Annotated in this window: 20 protein-coding genes; 3 read left to right on the forward strand and 17 right to left on the reverse strand. The window is 36.5% G+C overall.

The genetic code is table 11. The features are described from left to right. Nucleotides 1-35: 35 nt before the first annotated feature. The 5 genes from ACUN8G_RS13400 to ACUN8G_RS13420 form a co-directional block, all read right to left on the reverse strand. Entirely contained in the window at nt 36-1,946 is a 1,911-nt protein-coding gene (locus ACUN8G_RS13400) for an AMP-dependent synthetase/ligase (protein WP_437345419.1), read from the reverse strand. A 111-nt stretch (nt 1,947-2,057) separates the two neighbouring features. Further along, on the reverse strand, nt 2,058-4,466 hold the full coding sequence (gene ccsA, locus ACUN8G_RS13405) for a cytochrome c biogenesis protein CcsA (RefSeq protein WP_437345420.1): 2,409 nt from the start codon (nt 4,464-4,466) through the stop codon (nt 2,058-2,060). Nucleotides 4,467-4,494: 28 nt separating this feature from the next. Further along, entirely contained in the window at nt 4,495-4,884 is a 390-nt protein-coding gene (locus tag ACUN8G_RS13410; RefSeq protein WP_437345421.1) for a cytochrome c maturation protein CcmE domain-containing protein, read from the reverse strand. Continuing rightward, nucleotides 4,874-5,038, reverse strand: a complete 165-nt coding sequence (locus tag ACUN8G_RS13415; protein WP_437345422.1) for a CcmD family protein — start codon at nt 5,036-5,038, stop codon at nt 4,874-4,876. Before ACUN8G_RS13415 ends, ACUN8G_RS13410 begins: the two co-directional genes overlap by 11 nt. A 1-nt stretch (nt 5,039) precedes the next feature. After that, on the reverse strand, nt 5,040-5,879 hold the full coding sequence (locus tag ACUN8G_RS13420; protein WP_437345423.1) for a cytochrome c biogenesis protein: 840 nt from the start codon (nt 5,877-5,879) through the stop codon (nt 5,040-5,042). Nucleotides 5,880-5,993: 114 nt separating this feature from the next. On the opposite strand from ACUN8G_RS13420, the gene ACUN8G_RS13425 reads away from it, so the two are divergent. Continuing rightward, complete coding sequence (locus tag ACUN8G_RS13425; RefSeq protein ID WP_437345424.1) at nt 5,994-7,091, forward strand: PP2C family protein-serine/threonine phosphatase; 1,098 nt, start codon at nt 5,994-5,996, stop codon at nt 7,089-7,091. Here ACUN8G_RS13425 and ACUN8G_RS13430 read toward each other — a convergent pair. The 10 genes from ACUN8G_RS13430 to ACUN8G_RS13475 form a co-directional block, all read right to left on the reverse strand. Then, nucleotides 7,072-8,592: a tetratricopeptide repeat protein gene (locus ACUN8G_RS13430; RefSeq protein WP_437345425.1), complete on the reverse strand. Its 1,521-nt coding sequence runs from the start codon at nt 8,590-8,592 to the stop codon at nt 7,072-7,074. The genes ACUN8G_RS13425 and ACUN8G_RS13430 overlap by 20 nt on opposite strands. Nucleotides 8,593-8,595: 3 nt before the next feature. Then, the gene (locus ACUN8G_RS13435; RefSeq protein WP_437345426.1) at nt 8,596-9,012 is read right to left on the reverse strand and encodes an ATP-binding protein; all 417 of its coding nucleotides are present in this window, start codon (nt 9,010-9,012) and stop codon (nt 8,596-8,598) included. 658 nt (nt 9,013-9,670) lie between these two features. Next, nucleotides 9,671-9,877 (reverse strand): YgaP family membrane protein, encoded by a 207-nt coding sequence (locus tag ACUN8G_RS13440; RefSeq protein WP_437345427.1) that lies wholly within the window; start codon nt 9,875-9,877, stop codon nt 9,671-9,673. 51 nt (nt 9,878-9,928) lie between these two features. Further along, nucleotides 9,929-11,221, reverse strand: coding sequence for a T9SS type A sorting domain-containing protein (locus ACUN8G_RS13445; protein ID WP_437345428.1), 1,293 nt, complete (start codon nt 11,219-11,221; stop codon nt 9,929-9,931). A 91-nt stretch (nt 11,222-11,312) separates the two neighbouring features. Further along, nucleotides 11,313-12,461: a SpoIIE family protein phosphatase gene (locus ACUN8G_RS13450; protein ID WP_437345429.1), complete on the reverse strand. Its 1,149-nt coding sequence runs from the start codon at nt 12,459-12,461 to the stop codon at nt 11,313-11,315. Beyond that, nucleotides 12,437-14,191: a [Fe-Fe] hydrogenase large subunit C-terminal domain-containing protein gene (locus ACUN8G_RS13455; protein ID WP_437345430.1), complete on the reverse strand. Its 1,755-nt coding sequence runs from the start codon at nt 14,189-14,191 to the stop codon at nt 12,437-12,439. The genes ACUN8G_RS13450 and ACUN8G_RS13455 overlap by 25 nt, the downstream gene beginning before the upstream one ends. Nucleotides 14,192-14,209: 18 nt before the next feature. Next, nucleotides 14,210-16,228 carry a [FeFe] hydrogenase, group A gene (locus tag ACUN8G_RS13460; protein WP_437345431.1) on the reverse strand — a complete coding sequence of 673 codons (2,019 nt, stop codon included), beginning with the start codon at nt 16,226-16,228 and terminating at the stop codon, nt 14,210-14,212. A gap of 1 nt (nt 16,229) precedes the next feature. Beyond that, the gene (locus ACUN8G_RS13465; protein ID WP_437345432.1) at nt 16,230-18,134 is read right to left on the reverse strand and encodes an NADH-ubiquinone oxidoreductase-F iron-sulfur binding region domain-containing protein; all 1,905 of its coding nucleotides are present in this window, start codon (nt 18,132-18,134) and stop codon (nt 16,230-16,232) included. Further along, on the reverse strand, nt 18,115-18,627 hold the full coding sequence (nuoE, locus tag ACUN8G_RS13470) for an NADH-quinone oxidoreductase subunit NuoE (RefSeq protein ID WP_437345433.1): 513 nt from the start codon (nt 18,625-18,627) through the stop codon (nt 18,115-18,117). The genes ACUN8G_RS13465 and nuoE overlap by 20 nt, the downstream gene beginning before the upstream one ends. 11 nt (nt 18,628-18,638) lie before the next feature. Then, nucleotides 18,639-19,280 carry a redox-sensing transcriptional repressor Rex gene (locus ACUN8G_RS13475; RefSeq protein ID WP_437345434.1) on the reverse strand — a complete coding sequence of 214 codons (642 nt, stop codon included), beginning with the start codon at nt 19,278-19,280 and terminating at the stop codon, nt 18,639-18,641. Between the two features lie 183 nt (nt 19,281-19,463). Between ACUN8G_RS13475 and ACUN8G_RS13480 the strand changes: the two genes are divergently transcribed. Together ACUN8G_RS13480 and ACUN8G_RS13485 are read left to right on the forward strand one after the other, a co-directional pair. Continuing rightward, nucleotides 19,464-20,732, forward strand: a complete 1,269-nt coding sequence (locus tag ACUN8G_RS13480; protein ID WP_437345435.1) for a glycoside hydrolase family 1 protein — start codon at nt 19,464-19,466, stop codon at nt 20,730-20,732. A 1-nt stretch (nt 20,733) separates the two neighbouring features. Further along, nucleotides 20,734-21,864, forward strand: a complete 1,131-nt coding sequence (locus ACUN8G_RS13485) for a glycosyltransferase (RefSeq protein WP_437345436.1) — start codon at nt 20,734-20,736, stop codon at nt 21,862-21,864. A gap of 341 nt (nt 21,865-22,205) precedes the next feature. Here ACUN8G_RS13485 and ACUN8G_RS13490 read toward each other — a convergent pair whose 3' ends face one another. Continuing rightward, nucleotides 22,206-23,795: an alkaline phosphatase family protein gene (locus ACUN8G_RS13490; RefSeq protein WP_437345437.1), complete on the reverse strand. Its 1,590-nt coding sequence runs from the start codon at nt 23,793-23,795 to the stop codon at nt 22,206-22,208. 155 nt (nt 23,796-23,950) lie between these two features. Next, a partial coding sequence (locus tag ACUN8G_RS13495; protein ID WP_445480953.1) for a GIY-YIG nuclease family protein occupies nt 23,951-24,276 on the reverse strand: 326 nt, incomplete at its 5' end.

Raw genomic sequence — 24,276 nt, forward strand, 5'->3', positions numbered from 1 at the left:
TAAAAATTTTTATAAAAATAGATTATATAAAAAGACTATTGAAACATCCTTTCGACAATTTTCTTGTTTTGGTGGTTATAAATATTTTTTCCATCCGCAGTAAAAAGGTAATCGATCCTTTGTTTATAGAATTCGGTTATTTTACTGCGAACCATTTTAAGTGTACTGTTGAGGAAATGATTTTGCTCTGTAAAGGCTTCGCCCAGAAGGGCAAAAGTAGCCGGTAGCCATCTTTCTGGAAATTCTCCTGCAAATTGACCTCCTTGTTTGAATTTTGATATCTCGTCGTCGATCAATTTTATGACGGTATTCTGCCCTTCATCTGTTTTATGAGATAAGTTTTTCTCTTCGAGGTATAGTCTAACCTGTTCTTTATTAGGAACAATAAGAGCTACTGTATAAGGTGATTGATTATTGTAAAGCATAATCTGATCGATGTATCTGGAATTTTCTGTAAGAGATTCTTCAATTCCTTCGGGTGAATATTTCTCTCCGTCGCTGGCAATTAAAAGCGATTTGAATCTGCCCAGTACATAGAGAAAACCATCTTCGTCGAGATACCCGAGGTCGCCGGTAAAAAGCCATCCATCTTTGACCGTTTCTGCGGTAGCTTTTTCGTTCTTCCAGTAACCGGCCATTACATTTTCTCCTTTAACCACAATTTCACCTTTTTGACCGATGGGCAATTCGTTTCCGTTTTCGTCGCATATTTTAATTTCAAGGTTATCTACAATTCTGCCCGAAGAGCCGAGTTTATGTTTAGCCGGTACATTTGCCGAAATAATTGGTGCTGCTTCGGTTAAACCGTAGCCCTGAAGCATAGGAATCCCAATTGCATAAAAAAACCGCTGTAATTCGATATCGAGCAAAGCTCCGCCACCGATAAAAAATTCAAGTTTTCCGCCGAAATTTTCGCGTATTTTCGAAAAAAGGATTTTATCATATAGTTTATAGAGTGGTTTTAAGAATTTTCTTTTTCCTCTTCCCCTGTTCCATCCCTCGGCATTGTATTTATAAGCCAATTTAAGAGCATGATTAAAAATCTTTTCAACCCGTTCTCCTTTTTCACGAATTCCTTTTTCGATATTCTTTCTGAAATTCTTTGCCAGTGCAGGTACACTCAAAAGAAAAGTCGGTTTTATTTCTTTAATATTTTTAGGGATGTTTTTCAGAGTTTCCATCGGAGTCCGGCCTAATTCAACAGCTGCCAGCGATGCTCCGTTATACATTAAAGTATAAATCCCAGCAGTATGCGCAAAAGCATGGTCCCACGGTAATATTAACAACGTTGTGTACCATTCAGGGATTGGCAAAAGGCCAGAGGCCTGTTCTACGTTTGCTGTATAATTTCTGTGAGATAAAACTATTCCTTTCGGATCGGCTGTAGTACCCGAAGTATAACAGATATTTGCATAATCGTTTTCTTTAACTGATTCCATTCTTTCATTCAAGATATGTCTGTTTGATTTTAGAAATTCCTCTCCCATTTCAAATAAATCTTCGATGTATAATTCATCATCCTGAAGATCCTCAATTTTATCGAGCACAATTGTTTTTTCGAGTTCAGGTAGATCCTTTTTAATTCCTCTTATTTTATGTAGCTGTGAGGCTGAAACAACGGCGACTCTCGCACCTGAATGGTCAAGTCGAAATTTCAAATCGTTAAGTTCATCAATTTTAACAGAAATAGGGACATTTACTGCACCGGTATATAATATCCCTAACTCACTAATAACCCAGTAATTTCTCCCTTCAGATATTAAAGCAAGACGGTCTCCTTTGTTGATACCCAACGAAATCAAACCTGCGGCAAAATTGTAGACAAGCCTTTTCACTTCAGAATATGTCAGCCCTTGATATATTCCGTTTCTCTTTTCTTTAAGAAAAACATTCGATGAATATTTCGAAACGCTTGTTTCGAACATATTGATAATGGTACGTTCCATAATTACACCTGCAGTTATAAATGATTAATGCTAAAATAAGAAGAAAAGAGAAACAGGAAAATTTAAAATAAAAAAGCCCGGACTGTGCCGGGCTCATTCTTAAAAAAATTTTCAAGCCAGCGATTCTTTAGACCGCCTTGAAGCCGATATTATAAATCCGATTACCATCACTACCACACCAAGCCATACAAGACTGATAAACGGTTTTATACTGACTTCTACTGTTAATACTTCTTTAGGAGTTTGAATGGGAATATTTTCTGAAGAAAGAGGTTGCAGTACTATTGTTATCTCACCGCCTGTTGCATTCATATTTGCAAGTGCGATTTTAAGGTCGGCTTCTTTGAGTTCTGCATTGTGAAATTCCTGTTGACCACTCGCACTTTCCATATATGGCTCCAGGTTAAAAGTTTTGCCATTGTAAGTTACTCTAAGATTTGCGCCGATTTTGAATTTTCCACCGCTCATCATAGCAGTCATATCTTCAGGCAATATGAAATTTGTGAATTCAATCTTCATCCCTCGGTAGTCGATTACATCTCCTTTCTTCATGTTAATCGTCTCTCCGCCGTCTGATGGATTTTCTTCATCATAACTTACGGGCGCCACATAAAAATCTTTAGTTAAACCCACTAAAATATCGGGTTCACGCATTAAACTATTATTGAATTCAGCAATATACATAATAGGAGCCGCAACCTTTATATCATCACCATCTTTGATTTCTACATTAAATGCATATTTCTTACCCCCTTCGATAGGTTGATAACCGGCAAAGCTCAACTGATAGTCCCATAATTCTACTTTTTCTCCTTTAACCAGGTCAACCTGTTCACTTTTAGTGTATCCTGCAGTTGCGGCTACACCTACCATAAAAATTGCTATTCCGATATGGGCAATATAAGCGCCGGCGTGATTTTTTTTGCCGCGCAGTATTTTAACTACTATCTCACCATTAATTACTATCGCAAAGATCGAAGAGAATGTAAGAATTACAAGCATAAAGTTTTCAACGCCGCTGATAAGAAAGATTGCAGCGGTGAGCAAAAATGAAATTACTAAAGGCATTCTAATACCTTTAAGCAATTCCTCTTTGCCAGTTGTCTTCCATTTCAAAATTATGCTGAGTCCATTCAAAAATCCGATAATAATAGCAATCGGGAGGTTAAGTTCATTATAGAATTTAAGTTCAACAGTTTGTCCGAAAATAGGAGCGCTTGTTCCCACCAATATGATAATTGCCGATGCAATCAAGGCAAAGGAGCCGGTAAAGAGTGCCAGTTCACGGGATAAAATATTTTCTTCGTACGAAAAATTCTCAGTCAAATATTTCCATCGATAAAATACGAGTCCGAGTCCCAGCAATCCAAAGAAGAGAAGAAAGACAAGGAGCAATAAATACACCATCATGCCAGGATCGACGAAAGAATGGACAGAAGCATCGCCGAGAATACCGCTTCGAGTTAAAAACGTGGAATAAAGAACAAGAATATATACAAAGATGCTCAAAATTAAATTGGTCTTTACAAATCTTCCTGCGTTGAGTTTATCGTTGTTAGATTTATCCTGAGTTTTTTTCTGAATAAGCATTGTATGGATTGTAGCAACGGCAATCAACCAGGGAACCAGAGATGAATTTTCTACAGGGTCCCAACCCCAGTAGCCACCCCATCCCAGAACTCCGTAGGCCCAGTAACCACCGAGCATAATTGCAAGTCCCAACACCATTGTACCGATAAGCAGCCAAGGCAAAGATTGTTTTACCCATTCATTATATTCATTTTTAATCAATGCAGCCATAGCAAATGAATAGGGAACGGCAGCCATTGAAAAACCGACAAAAAGCATCGGGGGATGAATTTGCATCCAGAAATTTTGCAAAAGCGGATTTAATCCTTTACCTTCAATTATAAATTTATCGAGAGGAACATTGTTCGCTTTTAATATTGCGAGCAAATCTGGTCCTATCTGAATAAATTGTTTTCCGGATTGAGGATCGCTAAATAAAAAATTTTGTAGTGCTGGCAAGGTCAAATAAGCGCTATTTATATGCTTCAGGTCGATGAAGTCGGGCTGACTCCAGATATAAATAAAAGGAGATTTCAGCAAAGGATTGACCATAACGAGAAGGTATATGACACAGATGCCATAGACCATCATAACTCGTTGTTCGAGGTCGCCTCTTTTTGAAGTATAGTCGAGCAATATCAAACCTACTATCGACGAAAAGAGCGTCCATAGCATAAAACTGCCTTCCTGGCCAGCATAAAATGTGGACATCAACAATCCCAGAGGCAGTCCACTGCCGCTGTAATTATAGACATATCGATATTGATATTGATGCGTTAAAATTGCCTGCAATAAAAGTGCGCTCGCTACAAGCACCATAATTGCACTTATATGAAAACTAATTCGCGCTGGCCCTAATGTGTTTTTATATCCTCGATAATTCAGAAAATACATAATTACAGAAAAGACAGCTGACAATAATGCCAACGTTAAAGCTACGTTGCCAATCATATTAATATTCCTTTAAAAATTATTTTAATTAAGCTCCGGCTTGCTGAACCGGTTGTTCCTGGTATTTGGAGGGACATTTTGTCAATATATCTGTTGCATAAAAAACTCCGTCAGAATATTTTCCCGTAACGACGACACTTGTAGACGACTCGAAGTTGTTCGGCATTGCGCCTTTATAGACTACCTTCATTACGTTTCCGTTTGTATCCTGGATATAAAAACTGAATATTTTATTTTGTTTATCTATCTGATAACCTTTTTCTTTGACCCAGCTTCCGGTGGCTTTTACCGTCTTGCCGGATTCCATAACTTTTACAAAACTACTTTCGTACTGGACATTGGTTTGAGTAAAAAGATAGATCATTAATCCGAGGAATACAACTATGATAGTTCCACCAAAAATATATTTATTGTTCATCGTTTTTCTTCTCCTTGAGTTCTTTTTCCAAAACTTTTAGCTTTTTATCCGTATTATTCAGGAACAAAAAAATGCCAAGCCACACAACAAGCACTATAAACATAACAATATAAATTGAGTTCGTTTCAAAGAAGTTTAGCAATCCGTTTTCCACATCAACCTCTCTCTAATTTATTATTTTCCGAAAGAATTAAAATTTTATAGCGTAGTTTCCACATCCAGAAATACAAGATTGTAAATGCCAACAACGACAGATAAAAAACAATTTGCATATTAGCATTCATCTTAAAATCGACAATTGGGCCAGAAGTGTCGTCGTTAGCCGAGCCTGGATGGAGTCCCACCATTATTCTAGGCATAATAAAAATGAAAAACGGCACAGTCAAAAAAGCAATAATCGAATAGACTGCCGACAGACGTGCTCTTTTTTCCTCGTTTTCGATTGCAGAACGGAGTGCCAAAAGCGAGCCATAAATTAAAAGAAGTATAAAAATACTCGTCTCACGTGGATCCCAATGCCAAAAAGCTCCCCATGTGAATTTTGCCCAGATTGAACCTGTAACGGTTGCCAGTACCGTGAACAACATCCCTAATTGAAGGGCAGCGTTTGATCTGGCATCGTCGTCCAGATTTTTGTTCTTGAGATAACGAACTCCGTATAACATCGCCATCAAAAAAGCTATGACCGACAACCACGCCGTAGGAACATGGAAAAAAATTATCTTTGCTTTCTCTTCTAATCCGGGAATATTTGGGAATTCATACCAGTGCGAGGGTTGAGCCACTATCGGAAATGTAATACCAACAATTAACACGTATGTCATCAACACAAACAATATTATTTTCCAATAAGTTTTCATAACGCGACTACTTTCAATTTTAGTACCAAAAAAATATATCTGGATATAATATAGTATTAAGCGTTTTATTTGCCTAAAATATAAAAGTACCCCCTCAATTCCAAAGAATTTTGGAAGGATAATCCAGGTGACCATTCCGATTTATAATAAATAATTTCTATTGATATATTAATTTTAAGAATCACATAAATAATTTGTTACATTTCAGAGGTGAATACGTCTAACCAGACAAAAAAGAGTGGGGATAAGTTGCCGCATCAAAATCCAATAAAACGAATTTTCGATTTGTATACGAGCGACCTCAGTTATCAAGAAATCGAAAATTTGATTAAGCGAGAGGCAAGCGAAGTATACGAATTCTTCAAAAGCGACATTCCCAAACCAGATCAATCGAAGAATAAATTAATCAGGGGTTTGATATTTATCCGTAGTCTGTTCAATGCCTTTATTATGAAACTGACACCAGCCCGGCGGATTTTCTACTTGATTTCGATTTTCTTTTTCGGAATTGGATACCTAGAATACAACACTCTTTATATCTGGAGTGGATTTATCATATTAAATTTGCTTCTCGCTTTTGAGCTTGCAGATAAACTGCTGGCAAAAAATGAGCTCGATATCGCAAAGAAAATTCAGCTTGACCTGATACCGAAGCATAAAGCAACTATTGGCGTATACGAAGTGACATCATACTATGAACCCGCAAGAGAAGTAGGCGGCGATTATTTCGATATTATCGAGGCACACGACAAAACGTATATTGTAATTGGCGACATTTCCGGAAAAGGGATGGCAGCAGCGCTTTATATGACACGAGTACAGGCAATAATCTATTTCCTGCTCGATAATTATTCCGACGTTAAAGAAATTCTTATCAAATTAAAAAAATATTTCTCTCAAAAACTTCGAAAAGAATTCTTCCTTACAATCACAATTGCATCGATAGAAAAAGATGGAACGATTAATCTTGTCAGAGCCGGTCATCCGCCCCCGATTCATTACGACTTCCTGAAGAAGGAATTCAAAGAAATAAATACATGCGGTATTGGTATTGGATTCAATGATTATGGAGTTTTCGAAAAAACTCTCGAGCTCTATACTTTCACTCCCGGCGAAGGCGATACGATTGTTTTTCATACCGACGGATTAACCGAAACGATGAATAAGTACAAAATAATGCTCGGTGAAAAGCGTATAAAAAAAGCAATTGAAAGAAATTCCGACAGAAGCGCAGAGGAGATTAAAAAATCATTAGTGAGCCTCATAAACAATCACCGCGCAGAAGCCGCTCAAAACGACGATGTGACTTTTATAGTTTTGAAGAGAATCAGTTCTCCGAGTAAATAACGAAAGTTTCGTCCGTAGGTCTTAACTCGTCATACATTCTTTTAAGAGAGTTATACGCTGTTTCATTACCACGCCGAGCTGCGATTCGATACAATTTTACAGCCGCTGCTTTCTCCTCTTTTACCGAAATCCCCTTCTCATAACAGAATGCAAGGTAAGTTTGTGCCAATACTGAACCTTCGTCGGAATATTTTTTGAGAATTTCAAGTGCATCGTTGTTGTAAGCTGTCAATGAAGAGTCAACTAAAGTCGTAAAGGCAATACGAATTTCGGCTTCGGTGCTACCCATTTTTTGTGCTTTTTCCCAATATGATATCGCTCTATTTAAATCTTTTTTTACTACAACTCCCGAACTGTACAAAAGTCCGAGTTCAATTAAAGCAGGTATATAGTTGTTCCCCGCAGCAATGTTGAGATATTCAATCGCTTCTTTAATGGAAATAATATTTGTCATTTCCAGAGCTCTAATGCCTGCCAGAAAATAATAAGCCTCGCTGTTGTCAGACTTAATTTTATTTTTTAATACCTCTATCAGATCTTTCGATTGAATCAGTCTGAAGAGACGTTCGCCCGCTTTATACGACCCTAATCTGTATGCAGTAAGATAATGAATGCCTGCTTGAATAAGGTCCTTAGTGTGCCACAGTCCCTTTTCGTAACTGGCGGCAATTAACAATAGAGCTTCCGGACTACCATTTTCTGCGGCATATTTAATTAAACCAAGTGAAGATGTGTCTTTCAAAGATTCATTTGAGACATTAATTCCCAGGTAGTCTCTTAATTCGTATTTATTCTTTTTCAATAGATTAGAAATCCGTTCTTCTTCCGTAATACTGGAATCGCTTTCCATTGATAAATAATCGATGTCCCAATCGGTATTGATAACTGGCGAAGGTTCGTTAGTTTGATTTTGTTCAACAGCAATTGAACTATCGGCTGACGGCACAAGACCCTTTTTCAAAAATTCTTCTTTCAATTCCATGGCAGGCTCATATCCAGCATTTGCCGCTTTAGTGATATAAGTAAAAGCTTTGTTGTAATCCCTCGATACTACCAGATTATCTGTATAAATAATTCCAAGAGCAAATTGAGCTTCGGGCATTCCGAGTTCGGCCGCCGATTTGAAATTATAAAACGATTCGAAGGGATTCCAAGGTACTCCAATACCATTATAAAGCAAAATACCGTAGTTATATTTTGCAGCGGCAAGATTCTGATCAGCTGCTTTTCTAATCCAATAAATTGCTTTAACTGTATCGGGTTCAAATCCTTTACCCATAAGATATCTAATTCCAAGTTCATGTTGAGCGAAAGGGTCGCCTCTGTTGGCTTCGTTTACCAGAATATATCCTGCTAAGAGTGAGTAAGAAGGATATTTTGCTTTGAAATAAGATACTTTACCTGGCTTAGAATTTCTAAATGCCTCGCTTTTCAACGTATCTTTTTGAGCGATTGAAAATACAGAAAAGAAAAGAATTAAAAGGAGAGTATGTTTTATCATGATTTAAGAGATAGATTTCTTCAAAATAAAATAGTTCTTGCCGTTAATCGAGAAATAATTGACATCGTCCATTAATTGTTTGATAATATAAAGACCCATTCCACTTTCTGGAAGATTATCGATATCCTGGGGATCGAAATCCAGGTCGGGAATTTCGAGGTTAGGACGAGCAATACCTTCGTCTATAATTTCGAGTATGAGATAATCATCTTCTTTATAGAGTTTGATTATAATATTTTTGCCTGCTTCTTCTTTATAACTGTGTTTAATTACATTATTTGCAGCCTCAGTCAAACAAATATTAAAAGCGTTTTTTATATGTTCTTCGATTTTATAATGTTCCAGCACAGCAAGTAATTTCTCGGCAGCTTCATGAACACACTCGTAGCGACTATCGATATTTAAGGAGAATTCATCCATTCCCATTTAGATTAAATCACGTTCAAATATATGAAAAGCCAGTAAAAATTGAAATGAAATAAAACGATTGCGGCAAAAAACAAATAAATCTGCTTTCAGTTGATTCCCTAATTATAAATCAATTAAAAACCTTTAATACAAAAGAAGAAACAGATGCAATAAAAATAAGATAATTATCACTATCAAAAGAGGTGACGTTTGTTTACTGACTCTTCAAAATAATAAATACGTTATAAAATTTATTATGGTCATTTATTTCTGGATACACAAATAATAAGCTTAGCTTAGTGGCATCTGAAAAATGTAAACAAAAGCAGGCATTAATTTTTGGAATTATATAATGACGAACAAAAGTCACAGATGTGTGTGAATGAAAAGGTGTAATGCTAATAAAATTTATAATGAATGTGATTTAGCAGAAAAAACTCATCCATCGCCATGAATCAAAATAGGCGAATAAAATCGCTGTTACTTTTTCTTTGCACTTCGTCGAGCGTTATTACGGTAAGCTAATTTTGCATAGTGCTCTTTTAATTGAGCACTGCAAAATCTCTCTCACGCTCAACAATCTTATACTTCCACCTCATAAAAACAGAGGATTACTAAATATTTTCAACTACAGTTTACTAACAAGATGCTTTACATCTTTTCTATAAATCTATTCCTCTTTGGCATCTGGTTCTTTGGTTTTGCATGTCGATATTCCAAAAGGCAAATACAATGGGCACCAGCCTATTAACCCTGTTCCGAGCGGGATTAAACCAATCAATCCCCACCAGCTTCCATAAATGATACCGAGAATAAGTATTACAAGACCCAGAATAATTCTAAAAGTCTTGTCGCCTCCACCTACATTCTTTTTCATACCACCTCCATTTAATTTGTACTATTTAGATGCTTTGAAAGTAAAGTCGATTCATTTGAGAATCGTACATTTAGATGCAACAAAATAATCATCCGTTGAAAGCACGATAAAATAAACGCCCGAGCTATAGTTTGAGCTATTTATATAAACTGTATGATATCCTGGATAAACATCTTTCTCGGTCAAAATTTCTACGAGTTCACCATTGAGCGAATAGATTGCAAGTTTAACAGACATAGTCCTGCTTTCATTCCCCGGCAAAAAATATTTAATACGCGCCCAGGAATTAAAAGGATTGGGATAAACTTTCAATTCGGCATAACTTTCCTGATTTAATTCCACAGGCTCGGATTCGTAAAACTTAAAAGTACCGTCGAAATCGATTTGTTTGAGGCGGTATTTAAATTTAATTCCGTTTTCTGGAATATCCTCGAAGTAATAAAATTTCGGAGAATATGAATTTCCATGTCCGTGTACAAATCCGATTTTTTGCCAGCTTTCATTTCCGCTGCAATTAAATCTTTCGACCTCGAATCCATAGTTATTCAATTCAGTCACTGTTTCCCAGCTCAAGATTATTTTGTTTTTGAGCGACCTCGCTCTGAAAAATGCCATTTCTACAGGCAGAGGCGCTTCACTCCACGAAGTCGACACTCGAATCCCGTCAATATATGCCTTGTTGGTTGTGATATCCTGTCGGAGTGCAACTACAGAAATATTGGCCGGTTCGTTACCCGCTGCTGAATCAATTCGTATATCAGGTTCTGGTTCTGTCTGAGGTATTTCATTTTCGAAGATAAACAAGCTCACCTGATCATTACCTGACCCTGAATTCAGTATGTATTTAATAACGACCAGGTAAGTTTCATTAAATAAATAGGGAGAATCAGTAAATTCAACAGTATCGGTAGTTTTACTAATTCCGAACAAAAATCTCGATGCGTCATACTTTTTTAAAAATAATTTGCCCGCCATGAATGGCGAAGTGGTGCTATTATTTGCAAAGCCAATTATATCGCTTCCCAATTGCGCAGTAGTGGCTTGTTGCACATTAATTAAGAAGGATAAATAAAAGGTACCTGTCTCATATTCCTGGCCTAAACTCCTGTAATAATCTACTCCTGACGTATCAATTTTTATAGAATTTCCTGAAATCGAAGGGTAATTTGGAAAGGTTAAGTTATAATCTTCAATCAATATTCCGCCATCACCCTGCTTATAAATAGTCCAATTATGATGCGACAATGAATCTCCAACAGGATAGTCAAAATTTTCTTCAAGGATTAGTTGGGAATAATTCAACGAAACACACACGAAAAAGAGAATGACAAAATACTTTTTCATGTCGTACCCTCTTAGTTAAAGACCCTGCTGAAAGGAGCTGAAAAAAGATAAATATTTGAATCGAAAAAGTCATCCTAAAAATGAGAAAATTTTAATATTCTTCGACGCAAACAATTTTATCCTCACTTCGGAATTTTTCGATTAACAGTGGAATTATTTTATCGCGGCCAAGAATCCCTTTTTGTTTATAAACTATATCCCCCTCTGATGGATTTTTTGCTTTTCCCCAGTATAAATTGATTTTATCTGCTATACTCAAATAGGCATACAATCTGGCAACAGGATTATTAATGTTTAGCTTATCGAGATTTTCACCCCAAATATTGTAAAGTTGATTAAGAGTAACTGCTCCTTCTGTTACCAGTCCAATACCCTCAATATAATATCCTGGCGGTGTTATATCGTTATCATTGCTATATTCAAGATAAAGTTCTTTACCGAGAATTCGAGCAATTATTTTGGCTGTTGTAGCTCCACAGACAATCTTCAGTCCAGTTTTACTCATAAATTTATTGACCACTTCTTCATCCATCGATTTATCTACAGGAGCTCCTGTTAGAAGATTTACAACTTTAGACCTACGACATTTAATCAAAGCCACCGTAGAATCGTCTTTGGGTTCGTAATTCCAGAGTCGTTTTGATTCATTCAATATAAGTCGGGGTAATTCTTCAATTTTCACACCATTGTTGAGCAATTCATTTGTATATTTAACAACTTTTTCAATTTGCCAGCCTGCCGCATTTTCAACACCGATTCCAGCTTGTGTAATACCATCACTTAAAATTAGTAAGCCCTCTTCTTTTTTTAGAGTAAAACTAATTTCATTAACAATAGTGTCGTAAAAAGAGTGGACAACGCCATTCAATAGAACCGCTTTTCTATCGGAGATTAAAATTACCGGTGGCATATCATATAAAAGAGCAACGCCGAGACCGTCATTCAAAATTCTTATAGCAGACAAAAATGCGACAGGATTCTCATTCCTCTTGGCATTTTCGATTGTATGAATTAAGCTTGCAAAGGCTTTTCGAAGAGAATACCCAGAATTTATTAGTGCAATAAATTGTGAGGAATAGAATTGAGCCGACAAATGAGCCTTAAGTCCCGAACCAAGACCATCGGCCAGTAAAAATGTAGTCCCGATACTGTTCCGTATTGTTTGTGTGACATCCCCACTTAAAACATTATTTCCCTTTGAGATCGATTCGACAACTACTTCGCAGTATAGCTCTTCCATATCCAGTCACTTGCTTCTCCCGAAATTTGCTTTTTTTCCTCGCTCGATAACTGCATTAATTTCTCAACCAGTTCCTCGCCTTTAGCAGTGCTTTCTCCCAGAAATTTTGTAAGATTTTGAGCCATCATAATCTGATGATTTAACAGTTCGCGCGCTTGATCTAAAACCTTTCGACGAATTATGTTTAATTTTTCTTCATTCAAAATCATACGTGTTATGTCGACAAAAATTCCTACATACTGATCTTCTTCTGGAAGCTTATAAATTATTTGATGACAGATCAGATTATAATTCTTATGTTTTTCAGTTACTTCGATAATTCTATTGTTTTCGTCTCGAAGGCGTATAAATGGTTCCGGATCCATCAAGCAAGATATTTTTTTTCCAAGAAGAGCATTCCCACAAACAAAAAATTTTTTAAATGCTTCATTCATGCTAAGAATATTAAGTTCTCTATCCAGTATTACAATTCCATTGGGAGACGACTCGATAATTTTATCTGTTCTCTGCTCTGCAAGTCGTCTCATATAAGGAATACACGATTCTAATTCTATTTTATTATTTAATACTGCGATTGCATTCTCGCGACAGGAATTGTAACCACAAGCACCACAATTCAATTCGTCTTTTTCGTTCATTATTCCTTTTTGATTAAGTATCTTAATAATTTCATTATCGTCTTTGTTTTCTTCCTTGCTTTTATTGATGCGCTTAAAGGCTCTGGTAATTTCAATTGGATACTTCTGAACCTCTGCGGGATTAAAAGGACGTTGTTTTTTGTTATACGAATCAATTACTTTTCTTTTTCTTTCAAGAACTGAATTTTTTCCAAAAGCACCAGGACCATTGATACATCCCATCTTGCACATTAAAGGTTCAATAAAGTTTTGTTCCTTTGAGATTTCTTTTAAAGAATCTTTAATTTCATCCCAGCCACACATATAATGAATTTCATCATTGAGATTGTCGGCATTTGTCAAAGCAGTTTTAATCATGCCTCCTGAGAGTGGATAGAGTCTTGAATAACTCACCGACTCTTCGTCGAAATTACTTTCTTCAAAATTCTTAAATTCAATTGCTTCTTCATTCATCCAATCGTATAATTCTTCAAAAGTAATTACGGCATCGACGAGATCTTTAAATTCGGGTCGCTCTGCTTCGTCTTTCTTAGCAACACATGGTCCCACAAAAACAACCTTCCAGTTATCTCCGAGTGTATATTTAATTTTGCCAGCATGAGCCATCATAGGTGATAGAAAAGGAGCTAAATAGTCTATCAGCTCCGGTCGATGCTTCTCAATATAATTTACGACAGAAGGGCAAGCCGAAGAAATCAACGATTTACCATTCTTACTGTAATAATTAAATGATTCCATAGCTACATTACTTGCAGCGACCGAAGTTTCGGCAACGTATTTAAATCCAAGTTTTCTCAAAACCGAAGGCAATCTGTTCGATTCCCATTCCTCAAAAAAAGCAGGGTACGAAGGTGCAACTGAAATTGCTGTATTAAATTCTTTTACAAGGTGCTTTACTTTTTCGATGTCGCTTCGGTATTGTTTTGCGTTTTGGGGACATTCTTTCAGACAGTTTCCACACAAAATACACAAAGTTTCGTCTACCGATGCTTGTCCATTAATAATACTGATGGCATTGACTGGACAATTTCTTAAACATCGATAGCAATCCCTGCATTTGGCTTCAATTGTATAAATAATCCTACCCGACATATTTCAATTAAATTCCATTTAATGATTTATTTCCTGATTTAGATTAAGCTTATCATTAATCAGTTTGATTATTTCAGAAGAATCGGAGATACTTTTTGACTCGCCAAAAATTTTCACATTTGGACCTTCCCCACATTTTTCCATACAGAAGGTTGCATTTAGTGTAACTGCATTCGACAGGCCCTTTTTCTCAATATAATTAAGAACTTCTGAAATAATTTTTTGAGAACCCTTTACGTAGCAGTTAGTACCTACACAAACATCTATGGTGAGTTTTTTTGAATCGTTGTCAACTATTTTTATTAAATTATCTGGGCTAATTCGCCTACGGTTATAATACTTAGTGTGTAGAATTTTGTGAGCCATCTGGCTGTTTGGTTCGCCCAATAAAGTGGCATATAGTTCAGAGACATAAGGATTATCCTGAGATTTATGCAATTGTAAAGTTTTATCGGATTCGTAGAGTGCCATGGTTCTTTTAAGTTTATTGTCAGATTCGGTTGTATATGGTTGTCCCGCACCTGCAACACAACCGCCGGGACATGCCATTACTTCCACTATATCATATTCCACTTCTTTATTCTTAATTTTCTCGATTAGATCGGCAGCATTCTTCAATCCGCTTACGATTGCCATTTTAATATTAGTTCCGTTTAATTCCAATTCAGTAGTGCGCAAGTTGTTACTGCCTCTCATTTGCTTGAATTCAAAATCAAACAATTTCTTGCCTGTTTGTTTTTCGTAGACATAACGGGCAACTGCTTCGCTTACTCCTCCGCTGTTGCCAAATATAATTCCTGCACCCGACTTAAAACCCAAAGGCATATCGAGTGGTTCAGGCGTAAGGTTTTCAAATTTGATTCCCGCTTCTTTAATCATTGCAGCCAGTTCAACGGTCGTCAATACATAATCGACTTCTTTAATACCACCGTGATTGAATTCGGGTCTTACAGCTTCGGCCTTTTTGGCAGTACAGGGCATAATTGAAACCACAACGAGATTTTCTTTCTTAACATTTAACGTTTTTGGTAAAATTTCTTTTGCAATCGATCCAAACATCTGTTGAGGCGATTTACAAGTTGACAGATTATTAATCAATTCTGGATGATAATATTCGACAAACTTCACCCAAGCGGGACAACAGGAAGTGAAGAGTGGCAATTTATAATTTTCATTTTTGCGTTGAATAAATTCATTTGCTTCTTCAATTACGGTTAAATCGGCAGCAAATGAAGTATCGAACACTTTGTCGAAACCGATCATTTTAAGTGCATTGACAATCTGACCGGTTAAAAGAGCACCCGGTTTGAAACCAAACAATTCTCCAATTGCAACTCTAACAGCAGGTGCAATTTGAGCGACTACCACCTTATCTGGGTTTTCAATTTCTGCCCAGACTTTATCGACTTCATATTTGGGAGTAATCGATGCAGTGGGGCATACGCGGGCACATTGCCCACAATCAACACAGTCGACTTTTGCAAGTTGTTTACCGAATGCCGGCATTACAGCTGCTTTTTCACCTCTCTTTACAAAATCGATAACTCCGATGCCCTGAATTTCACTGCAGGCTCTAACACAGTCTCCGCATAAAATACATTTATTCGGATCTCTAACCACAGAATTAGAAGATTTGTCGAGATCAAAACGGATCTCCTTTTCTTTAAAGCGAATTTTATCGACACCCAAATCGTTCGAAAGTTTCTGTAACTTACAAGTTTCACTTTTTACACAAGAAGTACAATTTTTATCGTGATTTGCAAGAATCAACTCCAATGCAATTTTTCTAATTTTACGGACTTCACTAGTATGAGTTTTGACTTTCATACCGGGCTGGGGCTTAGTGGTACACGAAGTAACAATTCCAAGTCCCTCGATATCAACAACACACATTCTGCAGGCACCGTAGATACTTAATTCTGAATGATAACAAAAAGTTGGTATCTCGATATTTGCTTTTCTTATAACTTCCAGCAAATTTCGTTCGTTTGTATACTCTACTTTTTCACCGTTTATATAAACAAAGTTAGTTTCCATATTAACCTCCGATTGTAACTGCATTTAAACGGCATACATCGACGCATGCCATACATTTTATGCATAATTCTTCATTAATTACATGGGGTTCTTTCTTGGAACCTGTAATTGCTCCGACTGGGCATTTTTTCATGCAGAGACCACAGCCTTTACACAATTCTGGAATAATAACCGGTTTTAATAGTGCTTTGCATTGTTTTGCGGGACATCTCTTTTGTTCTACATGAGCATAATATTCATCCCTGAAATAGCGTAAGGTCGAGAGTACCGGATTGGGTGCAGTTTTACCAAGTCCGCATAAAGAACCTTTACTTACAGCCGATGCCAGTTCTTCGAGCAAAGATATTGTTTCGTATGTAGCTCGTCCTTCGATAATGTCGTCAAGGAGAAACAGCATTTGTTTTGTACCTTCGCGGCAGAGCACGCATTTGCCGCAAGATTCATTTTGAGTAAACTGCATAAAGAAGCGAGCCATTTGAACCATGCAGGTAGATTTATTCATAACAACAAGTCCTCCCGATCCAACCATTGCTCCAACATTACGCAGAGAATCGTAATCGAGTGGTAAATCGAGATGTTCCTCTACCAAGCATCCTCCCGAAGGTCCTCCTATTTGAACAGCTTTGAAAGCATCGGGGTCAATTTCGCCTTTTTCATTTAATACCCCGCCACCGATTCCGAAAATTATTTCTCGCAGTGTGGTTCCAAACGGTACTTCGATAAGTCCCGTATTAACAACATTTCCTGTCAAAGCAAACGTTTTGGTACCTGAAGAATTGGCTGTTCCTACCGATGAAAAATATTGAGAACCGTTCAGAATTATTTTTGGTACACTACTTAAAGTCTCTACATTATTTATAAGTGTTGGTTTACCGAACAGCCCTGCCTGTGCAGGGAATGGCGGTTTTGGATTAGGCATTCCTCTATTACCCTCGATCGACGCAATTAAAGCAGTTTCTTCACCGCACACAAAAGCGCCCGCTCCTTCCATTATTTCGATATCGAAATTGAAATTACTGTTGAAAATGTTAAATCCAAGTAGTCCGAGCTCTCTTGCCTGCTGTACGGCAATACGGAGTCTTTTTACTGCAAGTGGATATTCCATTCTTACATAAATATACCCTTTTGATGCACCAATGGCTTTTGCTGCTATAATCATCCCTTCGATTACTGAATGCGGATTACCTTCCATGATACTTCTATCCATAAAGGCACCAGGATCGCCTTCATCTCCATTACAAATAACATATTTTGTATCGGCTACTGATTTAAGCGTTAGCTCCCATTTTTTTCCAGTTGGGAATCCTCCGCCACCTCTACCACGCAATCCCGATCTGGTAATTTCACGGCATATTTCAACATCGGTCATTTCAAGCAATGCTTTCCTTGCGGCTTTATAACCATCTACTGCAATATATTCATAAATATCCTCGGGATTAATTCTACCGCACTTCTCAAGAATCATTCTATTCTGGCGTTTATAAAAATTGATTTCATTCGTGCCCTTGCATTTTTTACCTGAAGTCAAATCGGTATATAGTAGTTCTTCTATAATTTCATTTCCAATCAAGGTTTTATCTATTATTTTCTTTACATCATCCTTCCTCACTTTAACATACATGATGCCATCTGGTTCAATTGTAACTAATGGTCCCATCTGACAAAAACCCTGACACCCACTATTGCTGACGAGAACGGCATCTTTTTTCTCTTCCTTTAATTCAATTTTAACAATATGTTCTATACCGCTTGTTTTCAGTAATGTAAGAAATTCGTTATAGACATCGAGTGAACCATTAGCTACACAACCGGTGCCAGCGCAAATAATTATTCTCCTTTTCATCAATTTAGTCGCACTTTTGTAGTTTAGGGCGAGTTTATCCAGGTCAGCAGGTTGCTTCAACATAGGTTTCCTCCTTCTTGATATTTTCAATCAGCATTTCGGTTTTTTCAGGAGTCATCAGCGAATGAACTTCCTCATTGACAACCACAACAGGAGCCAATCCACATGCCCCCAGACAAGAAACAGTTTCTAGTGTGAATAGCATATCATCGGTTGTTTTTTTTGAGGATGTGAGTCCGAGTTTTTTTTCTATTGCCTGAATAATTGCTTCCGACTTTTTTACGTGGCAAGCCGTCCCGTCACATACTTTAATAACATATTTTCCTTTTGGTTCAAGAGCAAAGTGAGAATAAAAAGTTGCTACTCCATATACCTTGGCGGGCGAAATTCCCAGTGAGGTTGAAATAAAATGAAGAATTTCTTCGGGCAAATATCTATATTCGTTTTGGACAGCCTGTAAAATAGGGATTAATCTTTGGGGATCATATTGATTATCTTCGAGTATTTTACAGACTTTGTTGAACTTATCAGCGTTTGTATTGGTCAATTCGCTCATGACAAACTCCCTTAAATAATAAATACTTTTGACAATTTATGCGTCAACACCGCAAGAGATTGCGACAATTGAGCATTTTCAACAATTATGTTTTCTGGTACTTTCAAGTGAACAGGCGCAAAATTCCAGATGCCAACCACTCCACCTTCAATCAACTTTTCTGCTATTTCTTGTGCTGCTTCGGCAGGTACTGTAATGATTCCCATATGAACATGCATTCTCTTTGCCATTTCTGTAAGTTTGTTCACAGGTAGAATTTTAATTCCTTTAATCGACTTTCCGATTTTTTTAGGATCGTTATCAAATGCAGCAACGATTTCAAGACCATATTCTTTAAATCCTTTGTAACCCAGAAGCGCACTACCTAAGCTTCCCGTACCCACAAGGAATGCCTCGTTTTTGTTATTCCAGTTCAACGCACTCAGCAGCGACTCCAGTAATTCCTCTACTTCAAATCCAAGTTTTGGTTTTCCAATAATTCCAGTAATACTCAAATCTTTACGCACCTGTATCGGATCAAGGTCGAGAACCGATGCAATATAGCTGCTCGACACATACTTTTCGCTTCTATTATGAAGATTCTTGAGAATATCAATATACCGCGGTAGTCTTTTGAGTGTCGGTTCTGGAATCGTAATTGGTCTTTTTTCCATTATCATAAAACACCTATCGTTATTTTTTTATCGATACAAATATATCGATAAATAAATATCGAATCAAGTCTCTTAACATTTTTTTAATCCTTTCTTAACAATGCCTTAACAACTGATTGTTAAGTTGAGTGTGGTATAAATGACTTTTGATGAAATTTTTAACTTAATTCTTGCGGTAAATAGATGTTCCTCTGGGGAAGTGCAACGTCATCATTTCAAATTGAAGGAAATATAAGTAACGACTTTACTGATTACGAAAAGCTGCTTGGTTTTCCGCCATACGAAGATGGATCGAATCATTGGGTGATGTGGAAAGAGGATATTGATTTGATTAAACAACTAAATCATAACGCATACAGATTTTCGATCGAGTGGTCACGGATTCAGCCACAAATTAACACAATATCAATTGATGCACTTAACAGGTACGACGAAATAGTCGACTGCCTGCTTGAAAAGAACATCGAACCGATGATTACTCTGCATCATTTTACACACCCGAGATGGTTCCATGGCTCATCTCCCTGGCATACAGAAGATTCGATCAAAAGATTTGTTGATTATTCTGATTTAATATTCCGCCGATTGGCTGATAGAGTAAAATACTGGATTACTTTCAACGAGCCGGTTGTCTGGGTACTGGCGGCTTATGCCGATGCAAAATTTCCGCCTGCTTACAATGACCTCAATTTAATGATGAAAGCACTTTTTAATATGATGAGAGCTCATGTGAGAGTTTATGACATTTTGAAATCTTACAAAGCCGAAAACCAGATCGGAATTGCCAAACATTTTATAATCTTCAAAGAAGCACGTGAATGGTTCTTCCCAGATAAAACCATTGCGCGGAAAATCAATTACTTTTTTAACGTAATGCTGCTCGATGCATTTTCCTCAAATCGGATGGTTGTCAATTTTGCACTGCTATTGAAGTTTGATGAGCAGATAAATCTCAACAACAAAATCGATTTCTGGGGCATTAATTATTATTACCGTCTGCATACCAAATTCAAATTGAGTCTGAATAATCCCTTTTTCCTTTACACAAAGAATCCAGCTACCGACACAGGTTGGGAAATTTACCCAAAAGGGCTAAAGAAAATTATTAAGCTGGTTTCACAATACAATAAAGAGATGATAATTACAGAAAACGGAATTGCCTCGAGTGACGACCTGCTCAGAAAAAAGTTTATTAAAAAACATGTAAAGATTATAAGAAAGCAAATTGAAAAAGGTTACAGAATTAAAGGCTATTTCTACTGGAGCCTCCTGGACAATTATGAATGGTTACACGGCAAATCCAAAAGATTCGGGTTAGTCGAAGTAGATTACGAAAACCAATTTAAACGGACTATCAGACCCAGCGCGTTTTATTACACCAAATTAATTGAAAAATTTCTCACTTCTCTTCATCACAAAACATTCAAAGAAGAAAAATCGACTGGAACTTGAAATGGAAACAATCATATATATGCTAATTTTACTTCCTGGCTTACTTTATGGATTCCTCTCACTTTATTTCATAAGTAAAGCAAAAAAGCAAATCCCGATCTCACTCCCCATCAATAACCACCAACCTCCCATATCAATATTGAAACCGATAAAAGGAATTGACGATAATCTTGAAGATAACTTATGCTCATTTTTCGAACTGAACTACCCCGACTACGAAATAATTTTCGGAGTAGATTCCGAAGACGATCCGGCAGTTACTATTATTGAAAGGGTGATTAATAAGTACCATCACCAAAATGCACGACTAGTTATTGACAGTCGCAGACATGGCTTAAATCCAAAAGTCAATAATTTGATCAATATGTATTCTTATGCAAAAGGTCAATTAATTCTTATTAGCGATAGCAACACAAAATGCAATAAAGATTTTCTTATTAATTTAACCGCACATTTTAACGACGACGAACTTGGTATGTTAACGGCAACAATTCGTGGGCATGGTGAAAAAAATATTGTTTCGGCAATGGAGAATATCCATCTGAACACTTTCGTTGCTCCTAGTATTTTTGCTGCATCATCCCTCGCAGATATTCAAATAACAATAGGGAAAGCAATTCTAATTCGCAGAGAAGCACTCGATGCCATTGGTGGCTTTTATAGTTTTACTAATTACCTCGCTGAAGATTTCATGATGGGCAAAAAGGTCAAAGAAGTAGGCTACAAAGTTATGACATCACCAATTCTAATTGACAATATCAACGAAAAGATTCCGTTAAAAAAATTTATCAATCGTCACAGTCGCTGGTCAAAAATGAGATTCAGGATCGATCCATTTCATTATCTGCTGGAACCCCTGACAAATCCAGTTGCACTCGGTTTATTGTTGCTCCCTTTTTTTAAAGGGATATTAATTTATTTCTTATCGTCGACATTAATTAAAATAATACTCGACTACTTTATAAGTCGCCATCTCGTTGCCAAGCATAAACCTTACACATATTTTTTTATTCCTCTAAAAGATCTTCTAATATTTGCAATCTGGTTGATTCCCTTTTTCAACTCTAGAGTAAAATGGCGCAACAACGTTATGTTAATCAGAGAAGAATCGCTCCTCATGCCCGTATCTTAATTAAATTTTCCATTCTCGTAAGACTTAAAATACTTTGCGGATTCACGATTGTGAAGCATCCACTTAGGATGTCATATTACTATGATGAAAATAATCGGAATAGATTTTTGGGGGACACTCATTTACCGAAGAAAGCAAGCATGTTTACGTTTATGCAACAACAAATACTGTAGAAATATTTTTAAATAAGCCAATATACTTTTACCACAGTATGACCCAGGCATATTATAGAAAGAGAAAGGATTTAACAATATTCCACTTTTCTAAGTTGGATTATAGCAACTCTCAAAGAAGATATTTTATATGTTGTCAATGGAAAAAAGAGTTACTACGACACACAATTATTTCCCAAATATTGGTAATACTTTTCCTGTAGCAGTCGCTGGCACTTTAATTCCGAGATAATGTGAGACAGTAACAGCAATGTCTTCGATATAAGCCTCCTGGCTACTATTTTTACCCTTATCAATTCGAGGCCCGCAAAAAAGTAACGGTATCATTAAATCGTAATTCCACGGTGTGCCATGTTCAGAACGGTTATAAATTTTATGACTATCTGGCAATGAGGGCTCAAAAATAATGTAAAGATTACCCGATCTTTTATGAAAATACGAATTGATTACTTTTATATTTAGTGCGGTTGGCGACAAATTATTCTTTTCAATTTCTGTGGAAGTAAAAACATCGTATATATTATTCATATTTCTAAGGTAATCTTTTAAAAGAAATTCAACCACACTAATTTCAAGGCCATTATTAATAATCGCTTCTTCATTTAAATAAATATTTGGTAAAATAATTTCTTCAATCACATCGAAGTTAACATTTAACTTTTCTTTAATATATTCATTGCACAATCTACGAAGACCATCAACTTCCAGTTTTTGTAGATTGCTGTTCTTATTACCATTTGTCGGAGTAAATGAGTCTTTAGCCCCGTGATCTGATGTAAGAATGATCAAAGTATTATTCATCCCAATTTGACTGTTGATAAAATCAACCAGCTCCGCGATCAATTTATCCAGCCTGTAGAGTTGATCTTCAAATTCGATTGAAGAGTTGCCAAAGTAATGTCCTATTTTATCTGTAGATGAAAATGAGATAGAGAGATAGTCGATATATTCATCTTTGCCAAGTTCATTCTGGTAAATAATATGTTTTGCAAATTGTAAAGTCAAAAAATCTCCAAGAGGCGAAGTAATAATCGACGATACCTCAGACGGCTTATTAAATCTTTTTAAGCCGAAGTTATCTAACTGTTCTTGCCCAAAATAATTGATATATTTTTCAGGTTCATATAATGGTTCCCACTTAAAATCAATAAGATACTCTTCATTTATTTTTTTATTAAAGTTCTCTAAAAACTCAGGTTCTTTTTCATAATAATAACTGCTTGTAGTAAACTGTATTGAGTCATCTGACAACCAGAAAGCTTTACCGTAATGGCCTGCAAGAAAGATAGCACCTCTATCTTTTGAAGAGATTCCAAAGATTTTCGACTTTCCACCACTCGACAGATAAATTTCATCGGATAAAGTAGACCCAATTAAATTAAGAGGTGATTTCACTCCATTGTACTCTGCACAATACACCTTTTGTTTTAGTTTACGATTATACCAATCATTACTTATGATTCCGTGGTAAGCTGGTAGAGACCCTGTCGCAATAGACGCATGTCCCGGACCTGTTGCACTCAGAGTATACGATAATTTTGCGTTACTAAAATTTACCCCTTCTTTTATTAAATAATTAAACCCACTTTTTGAAAAATTAGATGAATATTTATTTAAGTAGTCAGCCCGTAGCTGGTCAACTACAATTTGCAAAACCAGTTTAACTTCAGCCTTACTTTCAAAGTCATTTGCTTCAATTACATTGTTTGAAATATTGAATAGCAATAATAAAATTGCCAAAAAAATATTGCCGAGCATCATATCTCCAATAATGTTTATATAAAATATAATACGTCTATATTAAGATAACATTAATTAGACATGAATAATTCTTAAATTCATTAACAGTCTTTTTAATTGAAGAGTTGTTTATTACCCAAGAGAGTTAGTAATAGATTGGCAAGTGTTTACTATTACGAATTGATCGAACCTGCAACCCTGCGCTTTATATAATCCCATGTAAACTCCCGCCCCTTTTGGCTTTTTAACTGCTTTTCCCTCTTCAAAGCTTCACCTCGTGTTGGATATTCTTCTGTATAAACTACTTCCCACGGCTTATATCTTTTTGTATACGATGATAACAGCCCATTATTATGTTCATTAATCCGCCTCTGCAAATCTTCGGTCTGTCCAATATAAATTTTATTGTGATGGCGAGAATATAAAACATATACTGTGTACATAAATAAAAAGCCCCTTAATCTTACTGGGGCTCTATTTGTTTTTGCTCCGCGTGCAG

It is taken from the genome of Melioribacter sulfuriphilus, assembly GCF_052656625.1.